The following is a 20,097-nucleotide window of genomic DNA, read 5'->3' on the forward strand; positions in this document are numbered from 1 at the left end:
ACCGCCGCCTAAAGGCTAACGCTTCCCGATTATCCCCAGCGGGCCAAACCACCCGAACGGCAGTTCCCCTCATCGCTCACTCGGGCTGGGCAGCACATGCAGCGACGATGGCCACCGCGCCGGTGCGGGGCCGAACGCCTTCCTGGCGTTGGCGACGATCTTCTTGGCCATCAGTCTGTTTCCCACTCCGCCGACCACCGCGCCAATGCCGACTGGCAACAACTTGCCGAAGGCGATCGCGCCCCGCTTGAGGGTGTAGCGCTTGACGAAATACCGCAGCAGTCGCGAATTGAGTTGGGACACCGCCGGTAGCGGCAGCGTCGCCGCGCCGTCGGACAGCCAGGCGCCGCTGGTGCGGCCGGGACCGAGCAGGTCGGTGACCGCCTCTTTGCTCTCGTCGCCGACGAGAACGGCAAGCACCAACGCGCGACGGCGTTCGCGGTGGTCGGCTGGAATCCCGTGCACCTCCGCAAGTGCGAGCACGTAGACGGCGGTGGCCTCGAGGAACACCACGGTCTCACCGGCCACTGCGGAGAGCGCCGCGAGCGTGCCGATGCCGGGGAACGCAGCCGCGGAACCGACCGCTGCGCCGCTTGCCATCACCGCGGCGGTGTAGTGCTTTTCGAGTCTGGAGGCCACCTCGGCGGGCGTCGCATCGGGATTGTGCGACCGCAACCGGTCGACGTAGGCCTTGATGGCAGGCCCCTGCACCCGAGAGCCGCGCTCGATGATCTGCGAGAGCACCTTGGCTGCAGCGCCGGAATTCTCGTCGGGAACGGCCGGCACCTGGCTCTTGGCTTTCGACCGAGCACTCATGTCGGGTCCCCCTTGTTCCGAAGCTGCTGTTTTCAGGCTAACGGTTGCTCAACGAACGGGGGCCGTGGTCAGTGCCCTGGCAAGGAACCGTAGGCGTGACGCAGTGAGCCCCCGCCACCGCAGCTGCGGGGCGGGGGCTCATCGAGGGAACTAGACCGCCGGATGGGTGCCGCGAGTATTTGTGGTGCCCGTGCCGACTCGACGGTCAACGTCGTTGCGGCGCTTCAGCCCGACTAGGCCAAGCAGGCCGAGCAGCCCCGCCAGGCCCCACAGGCCGTTGTCGCCGCTGTCATCGTCGGTGTCCTCGGCGGCGGCAAGGGTGCTTGTCGACGTTACTGCGGGGCCGGCATCCGGCGCCGGGGTCGGTGTGGCGTTCGCCACTCCAGCACCCGCCAACGACACGGCACCGGCAGCGATCAGCGTAGCTAATAGGTTTCGCAATTCGATCTCCTTGAACATGGGGCGCGAATGCCCCGAAGGCACGAGCCAACGGGCTGTAGCTCGCCTATCTGCGGCAAGAGAAGAGTCCCCCCAATGCCGCGCCCTGAGGTACCCGGCGACGAGCCCGGTAAACTTCTTTGAACTACTAACTACTCGGCTTTGCTGACCGCCCCCTCGGCCGTCACCGGAACAAATTATTGAGAAGCGGCGCTAACCACTTCCATGGCAACATCGAGCGACGTGAACGTGACCAGCACAGAGTCGCCGCCGAGCCGCATCCGGATGATCGCGGTGCTCGGCGCGTTGGTCGCGCTGGGCCCGCTGACCATCGACATGTATCTGCCCGCGCTGCCGAAGATCGCCGACGACCTGTCGGTGTCCGAATCGGTCGCACAGCTCACGCTGACCGGGACGCTCGCGGGCCTGGCGCTCGGCCAGCTGATCGTCGGCCCGCTGTCGGATTCGCTGGGCCGCCGCAAACCGATGATGGCGGGCATCGTGCTGCACATGCTGGCGTCCTTGCTGTGCCTGTTCGCGCCGAACATCACCGTCCTGGGCGTGGCGCGGGGGCTGCAGGGGGTAGGCGCCGCCGCGGCCATGGTGGTGGCCATTGCGGTGGTCGGCGATCTGTACTCCGATTCGGTCGCGGCGACCGTGATGTCCCGGTTGATGCTGGTGCTCGGGGTCGCACCGGTGATCGCACCGTCGCTCGGTGCCGCGGTGCTGCTGAAGGGCTCGTGGCATTGGGTCTTCGCGGTGCTGGTCGTGCTGGCGGGCGGGCTGCTGTTGTTGGCGGCGATGTCGCTGCCAGAAACGCTGCCGGTTTCGCACCGGCGCCCGCTCAAGGTGCGCAGCATCGCCGCCACTTACGTGGAACTGCTGCGCGACGCCCGGTTCGTCATCCTGGTGCTCGTCGCTGCGCTCGGGATGTCCGGGCTGTTCGCGTACATCGCCGGCGCGCCGTTCGTGCTGCAGAGCCACTACGGCCTCGACCAGCAGGCGTTCGCGCTGGTGTTCGGCGCGGGCGCGGTCGCCCTGATCGGCGCGACCCAATTCAACGTGGTGCTGCTGCGCCGGTTCTCACCGCAGACGATCGTGCTGTGGGCGTTGGCGGCGGCCGTGCTGACGGGTGTGGTGTTCGTCGGGCTCGCTTATCAACACGTCGGCGGCGTGGCGGGCTTCGTGGTCCCGGTGTGGGTGATCCTGGCCGCGATGGGTCTGGTCATCCCCAACGCGCCCGCGGTGGCGTTGTCGCGGCATCCCGACGCCGCCGGTACCGCGGCGGCATTGCTGGGAGCGGCACAGTTCGGTCTCGGTGCGGCGGTGGCCCCGCTGGTGGGCATGCTCGGCAACAACGAGGTCGCGTTAGCCTTGGTAATGACGGCCGGCATGGTGATCGCATTGCTGGCCCTAGTGGCGGTCGGCGTGCCGGCCGCCGAAGCCAAGGACGACGTCAGCGGCGACGCCGTCGCCGAACCGGCCTGACCTCGTACTGGTCGACCCCGGGGTTGTCGGGGCATAACCCGGTACGTACCGTCGGCTGAATCGTTCCTTATCTGGTCGACCCGAGATGTACCCAACGCTGACTAACGGGCAAGAAGACCGCGCTCGAGGGGGAGTGCGGTTACCAGCCGACGGCGGAGAAACCGCGGTGCAGAATCCGTGGAACGCGTTGTGGGCCATGCTGGTCGGGTTCTTCATGATCCTGGTCGACGCGACCATCGTCGCGGTCGCCAACCCGTCGATCATGGACAAGCTCGGCGCCAGCTACGACTCGGTCATCTGGGTCACCAGCGCCTACCTGCTGGCGTACGCGGTGCCATTGTTGGTCGCTGGCCGCCTCGGCGACCGGTTCGGACCGAAGAATCTGTACCTGATCGGCCTCGCGGTGTTCACCGGCGCGTCCCTGTGGTGCGGGCTTGCGGGCAGCCTTCACATGTTGGTCGCGGCCCGCGTGTTGCAGGGCATCGGGGCGGCCTTGCTGACGCCGCAGACGCTGTCGACGATCACCCGGATCTTCCCTGCCGAGCGCCGCGGTGTGGCGATGAGCGTGTGGGGGGCTACCGCCGGGGTGGCGACGCTGGTCGGCCCGTTGGCGGGCGGGGTGCTGGTCGACTATCTCGGCTGGCAGTGGATTTTCTTCGTCAATGTCCCGATCGGCATCATCGGGCTGGCGCTGGCTGTCTGGCTGATCCCCGCGCTGCCTACTTCGACGCGCAAGTTCGATCTGCTCGGTGTTGTGCTCTCCGGCATCGGCATGTTCCTGATCGTCTTCGCGCTGCAGGAGGGCCAGGCGCACGACTGGGCGCCGTGGATCTGGGGCACCATCGCCGGCGGCATCGGCTTCATGGCCGCGTTCCTGATCTGGCAGTCCGTCAACACCAGCGAGCCGCTGATCCCGCTGATCATCTTCCGCGACAGAGATTTCTCGCTGTCCAACGTCGGGGTCGCGACCATCGGCTTCGTCATGACGGGGACGTTCCTGCCGTTGATGTTCTACGCCCAGGCGGTTTGCGATCTTTCGCCGACGCGGTCGGCGTTGCTAACCGCGCCGATGGCGGTCACGACGGGTGTGCTCGCGCCGTTCGTCGGCAAGATCGTCGACCGATCGCATCCGCGACCCGTGATCGGCTTCGGGTTCTCCGTGCTGGCGATCGCGATGACGTGGCTGTCGGTCGAGATGGCGCCGAGCACGCCGATCTGGCGGTTGGTGCTGCCGATCACGGCGATGGGGATCGGTTCGGCGTTCATCTGGGCGCCGCTGGCGGCGACGGCCACCCGCAATCTGCCGCCCAAGTTGGCGGGCGCCGGTTCCGGTGTCTACAACAGCACCCGCCAGGTGGGCTCGGTGCTGGGCAGCGCGGGCATGGCAGCGTTCATGACGTCACGGATCAACGCGGAGATGCCGCCGTTGCCGGGTGAGGCGATGCGGGGTGACGGCTCGGCGATCGCGTTGCCGACGTGGCTGAACGAACCGTTCGCCGCGGCGATGTCGCAGTCGATGCTGCTGCCCGCGTTCTTCGCGTTGGTCGGCGTGGTCGCGGCGGTGTTCATGCTCGGCTTCGGTGATCCAGAACGGCTGGCCGACGACGACGATCGCCACCGCGACACCGGCTTCGCCGTCGAGTACGGCGGCGACGAGGCGTTCCTCGACGACGACGAATACCTGGAGTACGAAGTGCGCTGGGACGACGCCGAGCCCCCGCATGCCGAACCGGCCGCCCATATCGAGGACCCCGTCACCGAACCTCTTCGGTCGCATGCCGAGCCCGACGCCTCACCGCCGCCGGTCGAGGAGCCGCCACGCGAAGATTGGCGGGAGATGGTCGACCAGTGGCTCGCGGACCTGCCGCCCGTCAAACCGAAAGCAGAGCCGATCGGGTTCGCGCACAACGGTTTTCACGTCGACGACGAAAGGCGGTTCCAGCCGCTTCCGCCGCCCGCGCCGGATCCGCCGCGGCACCACCGTTCGGAGAGTCAGCCGCAGAAGCGACCGTTCTGGTTCGAGTCCAACGGCAAGCATTCCCGCGACGACCCCGACGACGCACCCCGCTACGGCAGGCACTCGACACCCGGCCGCGACTAGTTTTCTCTCGGTCGCGCTGCCTGGTCGAACAGCACCGCGGGGTTGAGGTAGCCGGTCGGGTCGAACGCGGCCTTGACGGCGCGCATCGCCGCGATATCGGCCCGCGTGCGCGACATCGACACGTAGTCGCGCTTGCGGGTGCCCACGCCGTGCTCGGAGCTGACGTTGCCGCCGCTGCGGGCAATCAACTCCATCATCGGTGTGTAGAGCCCACGCTCGGCGTCGGGACCGCAGCGCACCACGTTCAGGTGCAGATTGCCCTCGCCGATGTGACCGAACAGCACGGGAATCGCATCAGCTGCATAGGTGGCGACCAGCTCGGCGGACTCCTTGGCAAACGCGGCGATCGCCGACAATGGAAGGGACACATCGAATTTCAGCGGCGGACCGTACACACCGAGCACCTCGGCCACCGATTCGCGGACCTGCCACAGCCGCTGCTGCGCGGCGACGTCGACGCCGACCGCGGGCTCATCTGACATTCGAGCGTCGTCCAGCGCATCGGCCAGCCGCTCGGTTTGGTCTGTGTCACCGGCCAATTCGATGAGCAGCTGCCACGCGCCGTCGACGGGCGCGGCCACACCGACATGCTCGGCGGTCAACGCGCTGGCGCGGGCGTCGATCAGCTCCAAGGCCGCGATGCCGTCCATATCCCGGAACCGCCGCCCGGTCTCGACCAGCGCGTCGAGATCGTCGAAACCGCAGATCGCGGTCACGCGCTGCGACGGCGTCGGATGCAACCGCAGATCGAGCGCGGTGATCACGCCGAGTGTGCCCTCCGCGCCGACGAACAGCGACGCCAAGTCGTATCCGGTGTTGTCGCTACGAACTCGACTGTGCCGGTGCACCACTGAGCCGTCGGGCAACGCCACGTCCAGGCCGAGGACCTGTTCGCCCATGTTGCCGTAGCGCACCGTGCGCAGCCCGCCCGCGTTGGTGGACGCCATGCCACCGACCGTCGCCGAATCCCGTGCGGCAAGGTCGACACCGAACACCAGGCCCGCCGCCGACGCAGCGCGTTGCACCTCGGCCAGCGTCACACCGGCTCCTACATGGACCCGACGTTCGACGGCGTCGACCTGGTCGATGTCGCGCAGTCTCTCCGTCGATAGCAGCACGTCGTCGTGCTCGGGCACCGTGCCCGCCACCAATGACGTCCTGCCGCCCTGCACGGTGACGTATGCACCCGCGTCGCGACAGGCACCCAGCACCGCCGCCACTTCGTCGGCCGAACCCGGTCGCACCAACGCGCTGGCCTTCCCGCGGTAGCGGCCGGTGTGGTCGACGCTGCGGCCGTCGAGCACGTCGGGATCGGTGATGACGTGCGCGGCACCGACGATCCCGGCCAGCGTGTCGGTCAGGCTCACCCAGTGGGTCTATCACACCCGGCGAGCGCCAGGAACGCTCCCAGCTCAACCAGGCGGTCCGGCGTGGCAGGCAGGTAGTCGGTCAGCAGCGCCGACCGCACGATGATCGCGGTGTACTTCGCCCTGCTGACCGCGACGTTGAGCCGATTCCTGTTGAACAGGAACGAAACCCCTCGCGGTGCGTCGTCCGCCGACGACGCCGCCATCGAGACGAACACCACCGGCGCTTGTCTGCCCTGGAACTTGTCGACGGTGCCCGCCTCGACCTTGGTGAACCCGGCGGCGTCGAGTCTGCGTCGCAGCGTGACCACCTGGGCGTTGTACGGCGTCACCACCAGCACGTCGTCGGGCGCGAGTGGCTTGGTGCCGTGTTCGTCGGTCCACCGGGTGCCCACCAGGCCGCGGATCTCCGCGACGATCGCGTCGGCTTCCTCGGGGCTGTCGGTGGAGTTGCCGTCGTGCTCGACGGTCAGCACCCGCACGCCGGGCGCCACGCCGTCAAGGTGGCGCGCGGCGCTGACCTCCTCGCGCGAGCGCAACCGGCCGTCGTAGGACAACCGGGAAACCGGTTCGCACACCGCAGGATGCATCCGATAGGAGTAATCGAGGAAGTAACCGCGCTCGGTGGGCAGCGTGTGGTGACCTTCCACCAGCCAGCCGAGCGCCGACTCGTTCACCGGTTCGGGATGCGTGCCCTGGCTGACCTGTGGCAACTGCTGCGGATCGCCGAGCAGCATCAGGTTTCTGGCCGACGGCGCCACCGCGATGGTGTTGGCCAGGCTGTACTGGCCCGCCTCCTCGACGACCAGCAGATCGAGCGCTTGGCGCGGAATCTTGTTGGCATTGGCGAAGTCCCAGCCCGTCCCACCGACGACGCAGCCGTCGTGCGCGGCGACGAAAGCGGCGAATTCGGGGTTGGTCAGATCGGTCCAGCCCGTGTTGACCGTGTTGAGTTTCTTGCCGATCCGCTCGCCGTCGACACCGGCCTCGAGAACCTCGCAGAACAGGTTCTCGACCACCGCATGCGACTGGGCGACGACGCCAACCCGCCACTGATGGACGTTGACGAGTCGCGCGATCACCGCGGCGGAGGTGAACGTCTTGCCGGTACCCGGCGGCCCGTGCACCGCGAGATACGACGAGTCGAGGTCGAGCAACGCGGCGGTGATGTCGTCGGCGATTACGCCATTGCGGGGAAGGGGTCCGCCGCTGCGGGTACGCGGATTGCGCCGCAGCAGAACGTCTGTCACCGCGTCGACAGGCAGATTGGGAAGTCCGGCTGCGACCAGGGAGGCGGTCTCGGCGATGGATTCCTGCAACGGTTTGGTGCTGATCGGCGGACCCGGGGTCAGCGCGAACGGCAACTGGCTGAAGACGTCACCGTCCTTGGGTTGCTTCTCGACGACGACGGCCTGGGTGGGCGCTTCGGGGTTGTCGCACTCGACGACCGTCACCGTGCCGAACCCGCGCCGGTCGGGATCGTCGGTAAGGCCGACGGGGGCGGGTGGGTCGTAGAGCGCGTACATCTCCTTACTCAGTTCGCCGTTGGCGATGCCGCCGATCAGGCGGACATGTCGTTGGGGCTTGCGCGCCTTCGGCGGTTGGTGCCATTCGTTGACGATCTCGGCGCGGTCTGCAATGAACACGTCGCTGTTGTCGGCCCATTCGTCGACCGGGTTGTTGACGCGGTCGAAATGGGCCCACCAGTACGGCTTGTCCTCACGCTTGTGAAAGCCCCGCGCAGCGGCGATCATCGCCACCGCTTGCTGCTCGGCGGTGCGTTCCTCGACGCCGTCGCCTGCGAACTTTCCCAGCCTGCGGTCGATGGCGTCGGCGAGTTCGATTGGCGCACCGTCGGATACGGGTTGAGGGCCGCGGGGCGGCACGCCGGATTCGATGGCGCGCGCCATCATCCAGTCGCGCAGCCGGCGCGTCGACCGGCAGTCGTAGACGTTGTAGTCCTCGATCTCTTTGAGCACCGCCGCCGCCTCGTCGGCCCGCCCTTCGTCGCGCAGCGCGCAGTAGCGCGCGTACTGCGTGATCGAGTCGGCGGCGGTGGTCACCTCACCGCTGCGAAGCTCGTTGCCCATGTACAGCGGCTCGAGCGACTTGATGCTGTAGTTCTCGGTGCCGACGCGAATGCTCTTGCGCACCAACGGGTACAGGTCGACCAGGATGCCGTTGCGCAGCAGGTCGTCGACGTCGTTCTCGCCGACGCCGTAGCGGCCCGCCAGCCGCAGCAGCGTGCTCTTCTCGTAGGCCGCGTAGTGGTAGATGTGCATGCCGGGGTATCGGCGCAACCGCTTGCGCGCCATCGCGAGGAAATCGACAAGCGCCTGACGTTCGCTGGCTCGGTCATGTGCCCAGAACGGGTGAAATTCGTCGGAGACAGTCAGCACGCCCCACAGGTATTCGAGTCCCCACTCGCGGCCGTCGACGGTCCACAGCGGATCGCCTTCGAAGTCGAAGAACAGGTCGCCCTTGTCCGCGTCGGGCAGCACCATCAACGGTTGGGCGTCGACCACTTCGTAGGGCGGCTTGCCGTCGACGCGGTCGGCGATCTGGAGTCTGGCCTGCGCGGCCAGTGCCTTGACGGTGCGCGACGGCAGTTCCTCGACCGCGCGGGTGTGCTCGGCCAGTTGATGCAGGGTGGTGATGCCTGCATCGATGAGCCGGGCGCGCTGGCTGACCCGCATGCCCGCGACCAGCAGCAGATCGTCGGTCGCACGGACCCTGAGTTCGCATTCGGGGCAGCGGAAGCAGGCGCGGACGCCGTCGTCGGCCCAGTCGACGGCCTTGCCGCCGGCCATGTGGTCGTCGAGCAGACGCTGTAGGGCCGCGCGCCGAGGTAGGTACACCGGTAGCAGTTCGTCGATCCGGTAGGTCGCGGTGACGCCGTCACCGAGCACCAGTTCGACCTCGTCGGCGACGGGCACACCGGCCGCGGTGAGCGTGTCGGCGTAGGCCGCCAACTGCAGCAGGGCCTCGACCTTGACCGAGCGAGCCAGTTTGGTGTCGCGCAGCCGGTATCGCTCGCCGTCCAACAGTAGGAAGTCGGCGAACCCGGCGAACCGGCCGTCGAACATGGCGGCCTGACAGATCAGCGGTGCGCGACGTTCGACGGCGCGCATGGTCTGGTCGGCGGCGGCGGTCAGCCCGTCGACGGTGTAGGGCGGGCGGCCGATGATCGCGACGTTTTCTTTGCCGCGCAGTTCGTCGAGGTGGCGCTGCTCGTGCTCGTCGCCGAGTTTGGCTGTCCGCGCGAGCAGTTCGTCCTCGACGGCGACTGCGGGACCCCAGCCGAGTTGCGCGTCGAACGAGCGCAGCAGCGCGTACTCGCAGCGCGCGGCGGCGGCGAGATCGGATGCGCTGTAGACGACGCGGGCTCCGGCTCCATGGGAGGCGACGAACACGCCGCCAGCCTATGTGAGCCAGCCGACAACTCCCCTTAGGCGCGAACGTGGGTTACCCGCACACAAAACATCGCGTTGGCGTGTCACAAGCCCACACTCGTCCGTCCACAGAGCAGAGGTAATCCACAGGTGGGCCGGTGGCGGGGTCCGACGACGGGATCGTGTGGGACTCCGGGCCGACGGTGCTCGCATGGATGCGGAAATAATGCCGTTCGTCGGCACTGAAGCGGTGGCGGCCGGCCTGGTGACGAGGCGAAGTTTGGCCAGTCAGCACGACATGATCAATCGAAATGTGTACCAGCGCAAAGGTGTGCCGCTCACGCCGGATCGACGAGCTGTGGCGGCTTGGCTGTGGTCACGACGAAACGCCACGCTCGCAGGATTGTCAGCGGCGGCACTGCTCGGTTCCAAGTGGATCGACCCCGGGCTACCTGCCGAGCTGACCCGTTGCGAAGCCTGTGCGGTCGACGGGATCGTCATCCATCGCGAGCGACTCCGCGACGACCAGGTTTGTCTCGTGCGTGGAATGCCGGTCACCACACCGGCGCGGACCGCGTTCGATCTCGGTCGGCGCGATCGTCTCGAAACAGCGATCATCCGGGTGGATGCGCTAGCGAACGCGACAGGTCTCAAACCGGCGGAGGTCGAGCGCGTCGCCGCAGATCACCGCGGCGCACGCGGCATCGTCCAACTGCGGCGCGTCGTGGATCTGATGGACGGTGGCGCCGAGTCGCCGCAGGAAACTCGGACGCGGCTGCTGCTGATCGCCGCCGGATTTCCTAAGCCGCAGACGCAGATCCTTGTCGTCGATGAGTTCGGCGAATTCGTAGCACGCGTCGACATGGGTTGGAAGGAATACAAGTTGGGCGTCGAGTATGACGGTCCTCAACATTGGGACGACCCCGACCAGCATGCCCGTGACATCGACCGGCTCGCCAATCTGGCCGCCCAGGGCTGGGTGATTGTCCGGCTGAGCCGCGTTCACTTGCGTTTCCGGCCCCACGTTTTCCTCGCCCGTGTGCGTGACGCGGCGCGCGCGGCGGGTTGGCCCCACTGGGACAGGATCCGACTAGACGCACGCATTTCATCGCTCGATCCGAACCCGGGCCGCCGAGTGTGGGCTTGATGCACGTGTCGAGTCGGAAAGCGTGCGGGTAACCCACGTTCGGCGGGTTCGGCGTCCGGCGCGCCACCGTTAGCCGGGCGCGTTGCCGATCAACTCGACTCCGTTGCCGTTCCACCGGAACTTGACCACACTGTCGAGGCCCGCGACGCCGCCGGAGAACTGCAACGCGATGGTGTCGCCGGTGGTCGCCGACTCGTCGATGGCGTTGAACCCGTAGGTGTCGGGCACGCCGGTCGGGATGAACTTGCCGAGATGGAACAGCACCGCGCGGGTGTTCGGATTGTCGGAGTTGGTGTTGGCCTTGACGATGACCGCCGACAACTGCGCGCATTCGTTGTAATTGCCTGCCAGCGGTTCCGGATTCCAGGCCTGATTGCTCCGCGGGTCGCGGGGCAACTCCGAAACGGCCTTGGCGATCTCGGGTGCGGCGTTGTTGACCGCGCACGGGTCGGCGGCGGTGACGTCGGGAGCGACGACGGGTGGCGGCGGCGGCAACGCCGACGGTGCAGCCCGTGCGGTCTCGCGCGCGGGCGAAGTGGCCGTGGGCTCGGGCGTCTTGGACACCGTCGAGTCGCTCGAACCGCATGCGGCGACGACGACCGTCGCCGCTACAACGAGTACGGCCCTCCTCACAGAGGGGCAACCTACCGCCAACCCGGCCGCCCGTCGGACAGGCGCGGCCGGAAAGCGCCGCGGCAACCACTAGACTTCCAGCGAGATGACGCCGCATGAGCCGGATCAGACCGGCACCGCTTTGACCTTTGCTGACCTGCAGATACACCCGTCGGTGTTGCAGGCCGTCGCCGACGTCGGATACGAGACGCCATCGGCCATCCAGGCGGCGACCATTCCCGCGATGATGGAGGGCTCCGACGTCGTCGGCCTGGCCCAGACCGGCACCGGCAAGACGGCCGCGTTCGCCATCCCGATCCTGTCCAAGATCGACCCGTCGAGCAGAACCACCCAGGCCCTCGTCCTGGCGCCCACCCGCGAACTGGCGCTGCAGGTCGCGGAGGCGTTCAGCCGCTACGGCGCGCACCTCAACGTCAACGTGCTGCCGGTGTACGGCGGCTCGTCCTACGCCCCGCAACTGGCAGGCCTCAAGCGCGGCGCCCAGGTGGTGGTCGGCACACCGGGCCGCGTCATCGACCATCTGGAGAAGGGCACCCTCGACGTCAGCCACCTCGACTACATGGTGCTCGACGAGGCCGACGAGATGCTGCAGATGGGCTTCGCCGAGGACGTCGAGCGCATCCTGGCCGACACCCCCGAGTACAAGCAGGTCGCGCTGTTCTCGGCGACCATGCCGCCCGCGATCCGCAAGATCACCAGCAAGTACCTGCACGACCCCGTCGAGGTGACGGTCAAAGCGAAAACGCAGACCGCCGAGAACATCTCGCAGCGTTACATCCAGGTGGCGGGCCCGCGGAAGATGGATGCGCTGACGCGACTCCTCGAAGTGGAACCGTTCGAGGCGATGATCGTGTTCGTCCGCACCAAGCAGGCCACCGAGGAGGTTGCCGAACGGCTCAAGGCCCGAGGCTTCGCCGCGGCGGCGATCAACGGCGACATCCCGCAGGCGGTGCGCGAGCGAACGATCAACGCGCTCAAGGACGGTTCGATCGACATTCTGATCGCGACCGACGTGGCGGCCCGCGGTCTGGATGTCGAGCGCATCTCGCACGTGCTGAACTACGACATCCCGCACGACCCCGAGTCCTACGTGCACCGCATCGGGCGCACCGGGCGGGCAGGCCGGTCCGGCACTGCGCTGTTGTTCGTGACGCCGCGCGAACGTCATCTGCTGAACTCGATCGAGCGCGTCACCCGACAGAAGCTCGTCGAATCCGAACTGCCATCGGTCGACGACGTCAACGCCCAGCGGGTGGAGAAGTTCCGCGATTCGATCACCGAGGCGCTCAATGCACCGGGAATCGATCTGTTCCGCAAGCTGATCGAGGGCTACGAACGCGATCACGATGTACCGATGGCCGACATCGCCGCCGCGCTCGCGCTGCAGAGCCGCGACGGCGAAGAGTTCCTGATGACCGAACCGCCTCCGGAGAAACGCCGCGAACGGTCAGACCGGCCGAAGCGCGATGAGGGCCCTCGCAAGCCGCGCGAGCGGCGCAGCGATCTCGCCACCTACCGCATCTCAGTCGGCAAGCGGCACAAGGTGATGCCCGGCGCCATCGTCGGCGCCATCGCCAACGAGGGTGGACTGCATCGCAGCGACTTCGGCCACATCACCATCCGGTTGGACCATTCGCTGGTGGAACTGCCGGCGAAGCTGCCCAAGCAGACGTTGAAAGCCCTTGAGAAGACTCGTATTCAGGGGAATCTGATCAATTTGCAGCCCGACCGTGGACCGAAGCGGGCGTCAGGTAAGCCGAAGCGGAAACACGAATGACCGCGCCGGAAGGCGTGAAAGATCCGGTCGCGCAGGGCGGCCTGGAATCGGTTGGCAAGGCTGAGCGCGTTGCGTCGCTAACGGGTATCCGCGCGGTGGCTGCGCTTCTGGTGATGGCGACTCACGCCGCCTACACCACCGGTAAGTACACCCACGGATACGTCGGGCTGGTGTACTCGCGCATGGAGATCGGCGTGCCGATCTTCTTTGTGCTGTCGGGTTTCCTGCTGTTCAGTCCGTGGGTGAAAGCCGCAGCGGCAGGCGCTGATTCGCCATCGGTGCGCCGCTACGCCTGGCACCGGGTGCGACGCATCATGCCCGCCTACGTCGTCACCGTGCTGATCGCGTACCTGGTCTATCACTGGCGCACAGCGGGGCCCAATCCCGGCCACACGGTGGTGGGGTTGATCCGCAACCTGACGCTGACTCAGATCTACACCGACAACTACCTGTATTCCTATCTGCACCAAGGCCTTACCCAGATGTGGAGCCTCGCGGTCGAGGTCGCGTTCTACGTCGCGTTGCCGTTCCTGGCGTATCTGCTACTGGTCGTGCTGTGTCGCAGGCGATGGCGGCCCGCGCTGTTGCTGACGGGTCTCGCGGCGTTGGCGTTGATCACTCCGGCCTGGCTGATCCTGGTGCACACCACCGACTTCCTGCCCGACGGCGCCCGACTGTGGCTGCCGACGTATCTGCTGTGGTTTCTCGGCGGTATGACGTTGGCGGTGCTGCAACCGATGGGTGTGCGCGCGTACGCGTTCGCGTGCGTCCCACTGGCGGTGATCTGTTACTTCATCGCGTCCACGCCGATCGCGGGCGAACCCACCACCTCACCGCATGAACTGCGTGAGGCGCTGCTCAAGGCGACGTTCTATGCGGTGATCGCCACGTTGGTGGTCGCGCCACTGGGCTTGGGTGACCGCGGCCTGTATGCCAAGTTCCTCGCCAGCAGGCCGATGGTGTTCCTCGGCGAGATCTCCTACGAGATCTTCCTGATCCATCTGGTGACGATGGAGTTGGTGATGGTCGAGATCCTGCGCTGGCACATCTACACCGGCAATGTGGCGATCCTGTTCCTGGTCACGTTCGTCGTGACGGTGCCGGTGGCGTGGCTACTGCACCGGTGCACCCGCGTGCGCACCCCGTAGCTTGCGACTTAGGTTATGCTGCCCTAAGGAAGCGACACGAGGGGCGACGCATGTCCAATACACCATCGCGCGGCTTCCAGGGCGCCGTGCTCAAGTTGCTGCGGGCGGGGGACTACCGGCTCACGGTCACCGGCCGGCGCGAGCTCACCCCGTATTACCTGCGGCTGAGCTTCGATGCGGGCGGCATGCTGGCCGATCGCCCGCTGCATCCGACGATGTGGATCCGGATGTGGTTCGCCGACGGCGACAAGCTGCATCAGCGTGGCTACACGCTGGTCGACCCCGACCCGGGTGCCGACACCGTCGACATCGAATTCGCGTTGCACGACGGGATCGCCTCGCACTGGGCTCAGCATGCGCAACCGGGCGACACCATCGACGTGACCGTGCTGGGCAGCAATTTCACGCTGCCCGAACCGGCACCCAAGGGCTACGTCATCGTCGGCGACACGGCATCGCTGCCCGCGATCGACTCTCTGCTGACCGCCATCGGTGACAGCCCGGCCCGGGTGTACCTGGAGGCCGGCCACGAGGCCGACAAGCAGTTGCCGGTGGCGCGCAACACCGGGGTGGTGTGGGTGGACCGCAAGAACGGCGGCGAGGCGCTTGTCGAGGCGGTCCGCTCCGGCGCGTTCGAGGCCGTTGACCACTTCGGTTGGGTCGCCTGTGACAACCGCACCACCCGCGCGGTGGCCAAGGCCTTCCGCGACGACTACAAGATCCCGCGCAAGTCGATCAAAGCGCAAGCCTATTGGGTGGCTTGAAGATTCCGGCGCCGACGCCGCACCAGCGGTAGTGCGATCGACGCCACGAGTGCCACCACGACCACGCCCCACAGCACGATCGTGATCGGGCTCGACACCAGGATCGACGGATCGCCCTCCGAGATGGTGAGTGCGCGGCGCAGTTGCTGTTCGGCCAGCGGGCCGAGGATCAGTCCGACGACGGCGGGCGCGACCGGAATTCCGCCCTGCATCATCAACAGGCCGAGCAGACCGAGGCCGCAGAGCACCAGCAGATCGAAGGTGGTGCCGCCGGTGGCGAACGTGCCGAGCGCCGCGAAGACGAGCACGCCCGCGTAGATACCGTAAGCGGGAATGGTCAACAGCCGTGCCCACACCTTCGCCATCGGCAGGTTGAGCACGAGCAACATCACGTTGCCGATGTAGAGACTCGCGATGAGCGTCCACACCAGCGGACCGGACTCGCTGAACAGCTCCGGCCCAGGCTGCAGTCCGTACGACTGGAATGCGACGAGGATGACCGCCGCCGTCGCCGACGTCGGCAGCCCGATCGTGAGCAACGGAACCAGCACGCCTGCGGCCGCCGCGTTGTTGGCCGCCTCCGGACCGGCCACACCCTCGATCGCGCCATGACCGAACTCCTCGGGGTGCTTGCTCAGCTTCTTCTCGGTGGCGTAGCTGAGAAACGTCGGCACTTCGGCTCCGCCTGCGGGCAGGGCACCGATGGGGAACCCGAACGCCGTGCCACGCAGCCATGCGGGCCAGGAGCGCCGAAAGTCGGCTCGTGACAACAACGCTCGTTCCCGCAGCGGGGTCACGGTGGTTCCGCCGGTGCCGGTCAGGACGTGTCGGAATGCCTCGCCGAGCGCAAACAGCGCGATCACCACGATGACGACGTCGACGCCGTCGAGCAGCGAATCGATACCGAACGTGAGTCGCGGTTGCCCTGTCTGCGCGTCGATACCGATCAACCCGATCGTGACGCCGACGAGCAGGCTGGCAGCACCCTTGATCAGATTGTCGCCGAGCAGGGCGCTCACCGTCACGAACGCGACCGCCATCAGCGCCACGTATTCCGGTGGGCCGAAACTGGTTGCGAAGTCGGCGACGGCCGGTGCGATGAACGTCAACGCGACAGTGCCGATGGTGGCTGCGACGAAACTGCCGATCGCGGCGGTGGCCAGCGCGGCGGCGGCCCTACCCGCGCGCGCCATCTTGTTGCCCTCCAGCGCTGTCACCATCGACGCACTCTCGCCGGGGACGTTCAGCAGGATCGCTGTCGTTGAGCCGCCGTACATTCCGCCGTAGTAGATGCCCGCGAACAGAATCAGCGCGCTGGCCGGATCAAGCCGGAAGGTGATCGGCAGCAACAGGGCGACGGTCAGCGCGGGCCCGATGCCGGGCAGTACGCCCACCGCGGTCCCGATCGTGACACCGATCAGGGCCCATAACAGATGCCCGGGGGTGATCGCATTGCCGAGACCTTCGAGCAGCAGGTTGAGCGATTCCATGTCAGAACCCCCACGGTCCGGTCGGCAGGCTCAACCCGATCAACCGGTCGAAGACCAGGAACAGGATCGCCGCGAGCGCCCAGCCGTAGCCAACGGTTCGCCAAAACACCGGTGCCCCAAGCAACATCGCGGCCGCCACGAACAGAGCGGCTGAGCTCACGACATACCCCAGCACGGGAAGCAGCAGCGCGAACGCCACCAGCGCCACGAGCATGCCGAGCAACCGCAGCCCGGCCCGCGGCTGCCACGTCGTGTCGCGGGAGGCGGTGCCGAGTTGCGCGCGGGCCTGGACCAGGAGCGCGGCGCCGACAACTCCGAGTAGGACGCCGACCGGCAACGGCACCGCGGCCGGGCCAACCGCCTCCGAGGTGTCCGGTAGCCGGAGCGCGTCGACGATGACGAGGATCGCGCCCACCAGCATCACCGCTCCGAATGCGCCGGATGCCAGCACCGTGTGTCGGTCCGGTATCTGCTCGGGCGGTCGTGGATCAGTAATGTCCTGTGTGTCAGTCACGTTCGCTTACCCAATCCGATTTCGTCGAGTATCTGTGAAACCCGGGTCTGCTCGGCTTTGACGAACTTCTCGAACTCCTCACCCGTGAGCGTCGCTTCGCCCCAGCCCCGGTCCTTCAAAATGTCCTTCCAAGTGTTGGTTTTGGTCATGTCGACCAGCACCGTCTCCAGGGCGTGTTCCTGTTCTTCGGAGATGCCCTTGGGGGCGACGACGCCGCGCCAGTTCTGCAGTTCGACGTCCATCCCGGCTTCACGCATCGTCGGCACGTCGGGCAACCCCTCCAACCTGGTGGGGCTTGACACCGCCAACGCGCGGACTTCACCGGAATCGATCTGCGGCTGGATTTCCGAGACGCCCGAGATGGCCATGGTCGACCGGCCGGACAACAGCGTGCTGAGCATTTCGCCGCCGCCCGAGTGGGCAACGTAGCTGAGTTGGGCCGGATTGGCGCCAACCGCCTTGGCCATCAGCCCGGCCAGGATCTGTTCCGCGCCGCCGGCCGAACCGCCCGCGATGGAGACGGCCGGTAGATCGGCCTTCATCGCCGCCGCAACGTCGGCGAGCGTCATCAATTTGGAGTTCTTCGGTACGACAACGACTTCGTAGTCGCTGGTGAGCCGCACCAACGGCGTCGTGTCATCGAGCGAGTACTGGGAGTGGTTCGCCACGACGGCCCCAACCATGATCAACCCGGTGGTCATCAGTTGAGAGGGATCGCCGTCGAATCGGACGAACTGGCTCAACCCGATGGTGCCGCCCGCACCGGTGACGTTGTAGACCTCGGTGCGGCCCACGAGTTCGCGAAGTGATTCCTGCATGGCGCGCGAGGTCTGATCCCACCCGCCGCCCGGCGCGGCCGGCGCCATGATCCGAAGCTGTTGGTGACCGATTGCACTTTGGGCGGTCGTGCCCGCCGCGCTTTCGCGCGGCGCGGTCACCACGATCGCCACCGTGGCGATGACCGCCACCAGAGCCGGTAACCAACGCCGTAAATGTGTCATCGAACCACCTTTGGTCGACGTGCGTACATATGTATACACTTGTGTACGAACTGACACAAGGGCGCGCAGCCCCGCCGTCGGCCGGGTACCCCAGATTGACGCGATCGAAAACGCCGAACGACAGGAGCGTTCCCATGAGTGCATCCAGCGCCGATCACGACGTCATCGTGGTCGGCGGCGGAAACGCCGGATTCTCGGCGGCGCATGCGGCAGCAGAACGCGGCAGGCGGGTGGTCGTGTTCGAGCGTGGTACCGCCGAAATGGCCGGGGGCAATAGCTATTTCACCGCCGGCGCCACCCGTATCGACCATGCGGGGCTGCAGGACATCATCGACTTCATCGAACCCGACGAACGTCACCAGCGCACCGAGCTGCCGCCTTACAGTTCCGAGGAGTACCTGTACGACCTGAACAAGGTCACCGAGGGCCGCACCGACCCAGACTTGGCGCGCGTACTGGTCACCGAGGCGCAAGACACTGTGCGCTGGCTGCATTCGCTCGGGTTGCGGTACCGGCTGATGTACGAGCGTCAGGCGTATCAGCGGGCCGACGGCAGCTACTTGTTCTGGGGCGGTTTGCATGTAGGCAATGTCGGCGGAGGCGAAGGGCTGATCGCCGACCACACCCGCGCCGCGGCCAAGCTCGGCACCGAGGTCCGATACGGCGCCAGGGCCACAGGTCTGCTCGTCGAGGACGGTCGGGTGGTCGGCGCGGTGGTTGACGACGCGGCGGGCTCACACCAGGTCCGCGCGCAGAGCGTAATTCTGGCCTCAGGCGGGTTCGAGTCGAATCCCGAATGGCGCGAGAACTACCTCGGCCCCGGCTGGGGCAACGCGAAAGTGCGTGGCACGCCCTACAACTGCGGCGACATGATCGCCGCGGGGCTCGCCATCGGCGCGGCCAGAGGCGGCGACTGGTCGACCGCACACAGCGTTCAGTGGGATGCGTATACGCCCAACAACGAGTCCAACCGCGAGCTCACCAACCGGCTGACACGCCAAAGCTATCCGTTGGGCATCATCGTCAACCGCGAGGGCAAGCGGTTCCTGGACGAGGGCGCCGACTTCCGCAACTACACCTACGCGAAGTACGGCGAACGGATCCTGAAGCAGCCGGGTTCAATAGCCTTTCAGATCTTCGACGCGTCCCTTCGGCCGATGCTTCGCAGCGAGGAATACGACATGCCGGGAATCAGCGTTGTGACCGCTGATTCAATCGATGAGCTCGGTCGCGAATCGGGCATCGACGCTGCACAATTCAGTGCGACGGTCGCTGAGTACAACGCGTCCATCGACACGTCGACACCGTTCGATCCGACCGTCAAGGATGGCCGCGCTGCGCACGTCGACCCGCCCAAGAGCCACTGGGCCACCCCGCTCCAGACCCCGCCGTTCTACGCCTATCCGGTCACCTGCGGAATCACCTTCACCTTCGGGGGGTTGCGGGCCGACGTAGACGGTCGGGTGCTGCGCGAGTCCGGTCAAGCGATTCCTGGCCTCTTTGTGTGCGGGGAAGCCCTTGGCGGTCTGTTCAGCGGCAACTATCCGGGCGGTTCGGGACTTGCCGCGGGCATGGTGTTCGGCAGGCGCGCGGGGCGGCTGGCCTAGATTTGGTGGGCGTGCGAGAGGACCGAAGTTGGCGACGAGTGTTTACGAGGAGTTTCGCGACGCGATCCTGACCGGTCGCTTCGCGGCGGGACAGGTGCTGTCCGAGAACGCTCTGGCGACCGAGTTCGGCAAGAGTCGCACGCCGGTGCGCGAGGCGCTGCACCGCCTCGAAATCGAGGGACTCGTCGAGCGGGTACCGCGCGGCGTGCGTGTGCGTGCCTCGTCGCCCGAAGAAATCCTCGACATCTACGAAGTGCGGATCACCTTGGAGGGGGCGGCCGCCAAGGCGGCCCCCGAGCGCGCGACCGAATTCGACAGGATGCAACTGCGTTCAGCGCAGCAGGCGATGGTTGATGTCGACGACGGAGCCAGGGGCAAGGCAGCGGGGAACCGGCGCGTCCATGACGCGGCGGA

General features: G+C 66.8%; 16 protein-coding genes. 8 read left to right on the plus strand and 8 right to left on the minus strand.

The window, feature by feature from the left end:
* Positions 1-69 precede the first annotated feature (69 nt).
* Positions 70-816, minus strand: coding sequence for a hypothetical protein (locus tag A5724_RS31155; protein WP_067811726.1), 747 nt, complete (start codon positions 814-816; stop codon positions 70-72).
* A gap of 150 nt (positions 817-966) precedes the next feature.
* Entirely contained in the window at positions 967-1,275 is a 309-nt protein-coding gene (locus A5724_RS31160) for a WGxxGxxG family protein (RefSeq protein WP_156752531.1), read from the minus strand.
* A 204-nt stretch (positions 1,276-1,479) separates the two neighbouring features.
* Between A5724_RS31160 and A5724_RS31165 the strand changes: the two genes are divergently transcribed.
* Both A5724_RS31165 and A5724_RS31170 read left to right on the plus strand, forming a co-directional pair.
* Positions 1,480-2,742 carry a multidrug effflux MFS transporter gene (locus A5724_RS31165; RefSeq protein ID WP_067811728.1) on the plus strand — a complete coding sequence of 421 codons (1,263 nt, stop codon included), beginning with the start codon at positions 1,480-1,482 and terminating at the stop codon, positions 2,740-2,742.
* Between the two features lie 196 nt (positions 2,743-2,938).
* A complete protein-coding gene (locus A5724_RS31170) occupies positions 2,939-4,843 on the plus strand; it encodes an MFS transporter (RefSeq protein WP_232005032.1) in 1,905 nt (634 codons plus the stop codon).
* Here the strand turns inward: A5724_RS31170 and A5724_RS31175 are convergent.
* Together A5724_RS31175 and A5724_RS31180 are read right to left on the minus strand one after the other, a co-directional pair.
* Entirely contained in the window at positions 4,840-6,204 is a 1,365-nt protein-coding gene (locus A5724_RS31175) for an FAD-binding oxidoreductase (RefSeq protein ID WP_197518861.1), read from the minus strand. The genes A5724_RS31170 and A5724_RS31175 overlap by 4 nt on opposite strands.
* Before the next feature lie 2 nt (positions 6,205-6,206).
* Positions 6,207-9,623, minus strand: coding sequence for a TM0106 family RecB-like putative nuclease (locus A5724_RS31180; protein ID WP_067811734.1), 3,417 nt, complete (start codon positions 9,621-9,623; stop codon positions 6,207-6,209).
* Positions 9,624-9,813: 190 nt separating this feature from the next.
* Here A5724_RS31180 and A5724_RS31185 point away from each other — a divergent pair, with 190 nt between their 5' ends.
* Positions 9,814-10,749 (plus strand): endonuclease domain-containing protein, encoded by a 936-nt coding sequence (locus tag A5724_RS31185; RefSeq protein WP_067811736.1) that lies wholly within the window; start codon positions 9,814-9,816, stop codon positions 10,747-10,749.
* Between the two features lie 69 nt (positions 10,750-10,818).
* On the opposite strand, the gene A5724_RS31190 is transcribed toward A5724_RS31185, so the two are convergent.
* On the minus strand, positions 10,819-11,382 hold the full coding sequence (locus A5724_RS31190; RefSeq protein ID WP_067811738.1) for an LppP/LprE family lipoprotein: 564 nt from the start codon (positions 11,380-11,382) through the stop codon (positions 10,819-10,821).
* Between the two features lie 85 nt (positions 11,383-11,467).
* On the opposite strand from A5724_RS31190, the gene A5724_RS31195 reads away from it, so the two are divergent.
* From A5724_RS31195 to A5724_RS31205, 3 genes are read left to right on the plus strand one after another with little or no spacing between them, the layout of a single operon-like run.
* The gene (locus A5724_RS31195) at positions 11,468-13,159 is read left to right on the plus strand and encodes a DEAD/DEAH box helicase (RefSeq protein ID WP_067811739.1); all 1,692 of its coding nucleotides are present in this window, start codon (positions 11,468-11,470) and stop codon (positions 13,157-13,159) included.
* On the plus strand, positions 13,156-14,307 hold the full coding sequence (locus tag A5724_RS31200) for an acyltransferase (RefSeq protein WP_067811741.1): 1,152 nt from the start codon (positions 13,156-13,158) through the stop codon (positions 14,305-14,307). The genes A5724_RS31195 and A5724_RS31200 overlap by 4 nt, the downstream gene beginning before the upstream one ends.
* A 50-nt stretch (positions 14,308-14,357) precedes the next feature.
* Positions 14,358-15,071, plus strand: coding sequence for a siderophore-interacting protein (locus tag A5724_RS31205; RefSeq protein WP_067811743.1), 714 nt, complete (start codon positions 14,358-14,360; stop codon positions 15,069-15,071).
* On the opposite strand, the gene A5724_RS31210 is transcribed toward A5724_RS31205, so the two are convergent.
* The 3 genes from A5724_RS31210 to A5724_RS31220 are packed head-to-tail and all read right to left on the minus strand — an operon-like array spanning position 15,056 to position 18,076.
* Positions 15,056-16,561, minus strand: a complete 1,506-nt coding sequence (locus A5724_RS31210; protein ID WP_067811746.1) for a tripartite tricarboxylate transporter permease — start codon at positions 16,559-16,561, stop codon at positions 15,056-15,058. The two genes, A5724_RS31205 and A5724_RS31210, sit on opposite strands and share 16 nt — an antisense overlap.
* A gap of 1 nt (position 16,562) precedes the next feature.
* Positions 16,563-17,075 carry a tripartite tricarboxylate transporter TctB family protein gene (locus A5724_RS31215; RefSeq protein WP_156752532.1) on the minus strand — a complete coding sequence of 171 codons (513 nt, stop codon included), beginning with the start codon at positions 17,073-17,075 and terminating at the stop codon, positions 16,563-16,565.
* Positions 17,072-18,076, minus strand: a complete 1,005-nt coding sequence (locus tag A5724_RS31220; RefSeq protein ID WP_082965374.1) for a tripartite tricarboxylate transporter substrate binding protein — start codon at positions 18,074-18,076, stop codon at positions 17,072-17,074. The genes A5724_RS31215 and A5724_RS31220 overlap by 4 nt, the downstream gene beginning before the upstream one ends.
* Before the next feature lie 134 nt (positions 18,077-18,210).
* On the opposite strand from A5724_RS31220, the gene tcuA reads away from it, so the two are divergent.
* Positions 18,211-19,683, plus strand: a complete 1,473-nt coding sequence (gene tcuA / locus A5724_RS31225) for an FAD-dependent tricarballylate dehydrogenase TcuA (RefSeq protein WP_067811750.1) — start codon at positions 18,211-18,213, stop codon at positions 19,681-19,683.
* Between the two features lie 28 nt (positions 19,684-19,711).
* The coding region (locus tag A5724_RS31230; protein WP_156752533.1) for a GntR family transcriptional regulator at positions 19,712-20,097 on the plus strand (386 nt) is incomplete at its 3' end.

Source organism: Mycobacterium sp. ACS1612 (assembly GCF_001667505.1).
Taxonomy (GTDB): Bacteria; Actinomycetota; Actinomycetes; order Mycobacteriales; family Mycobacteriaceae; genus Mycobacterium.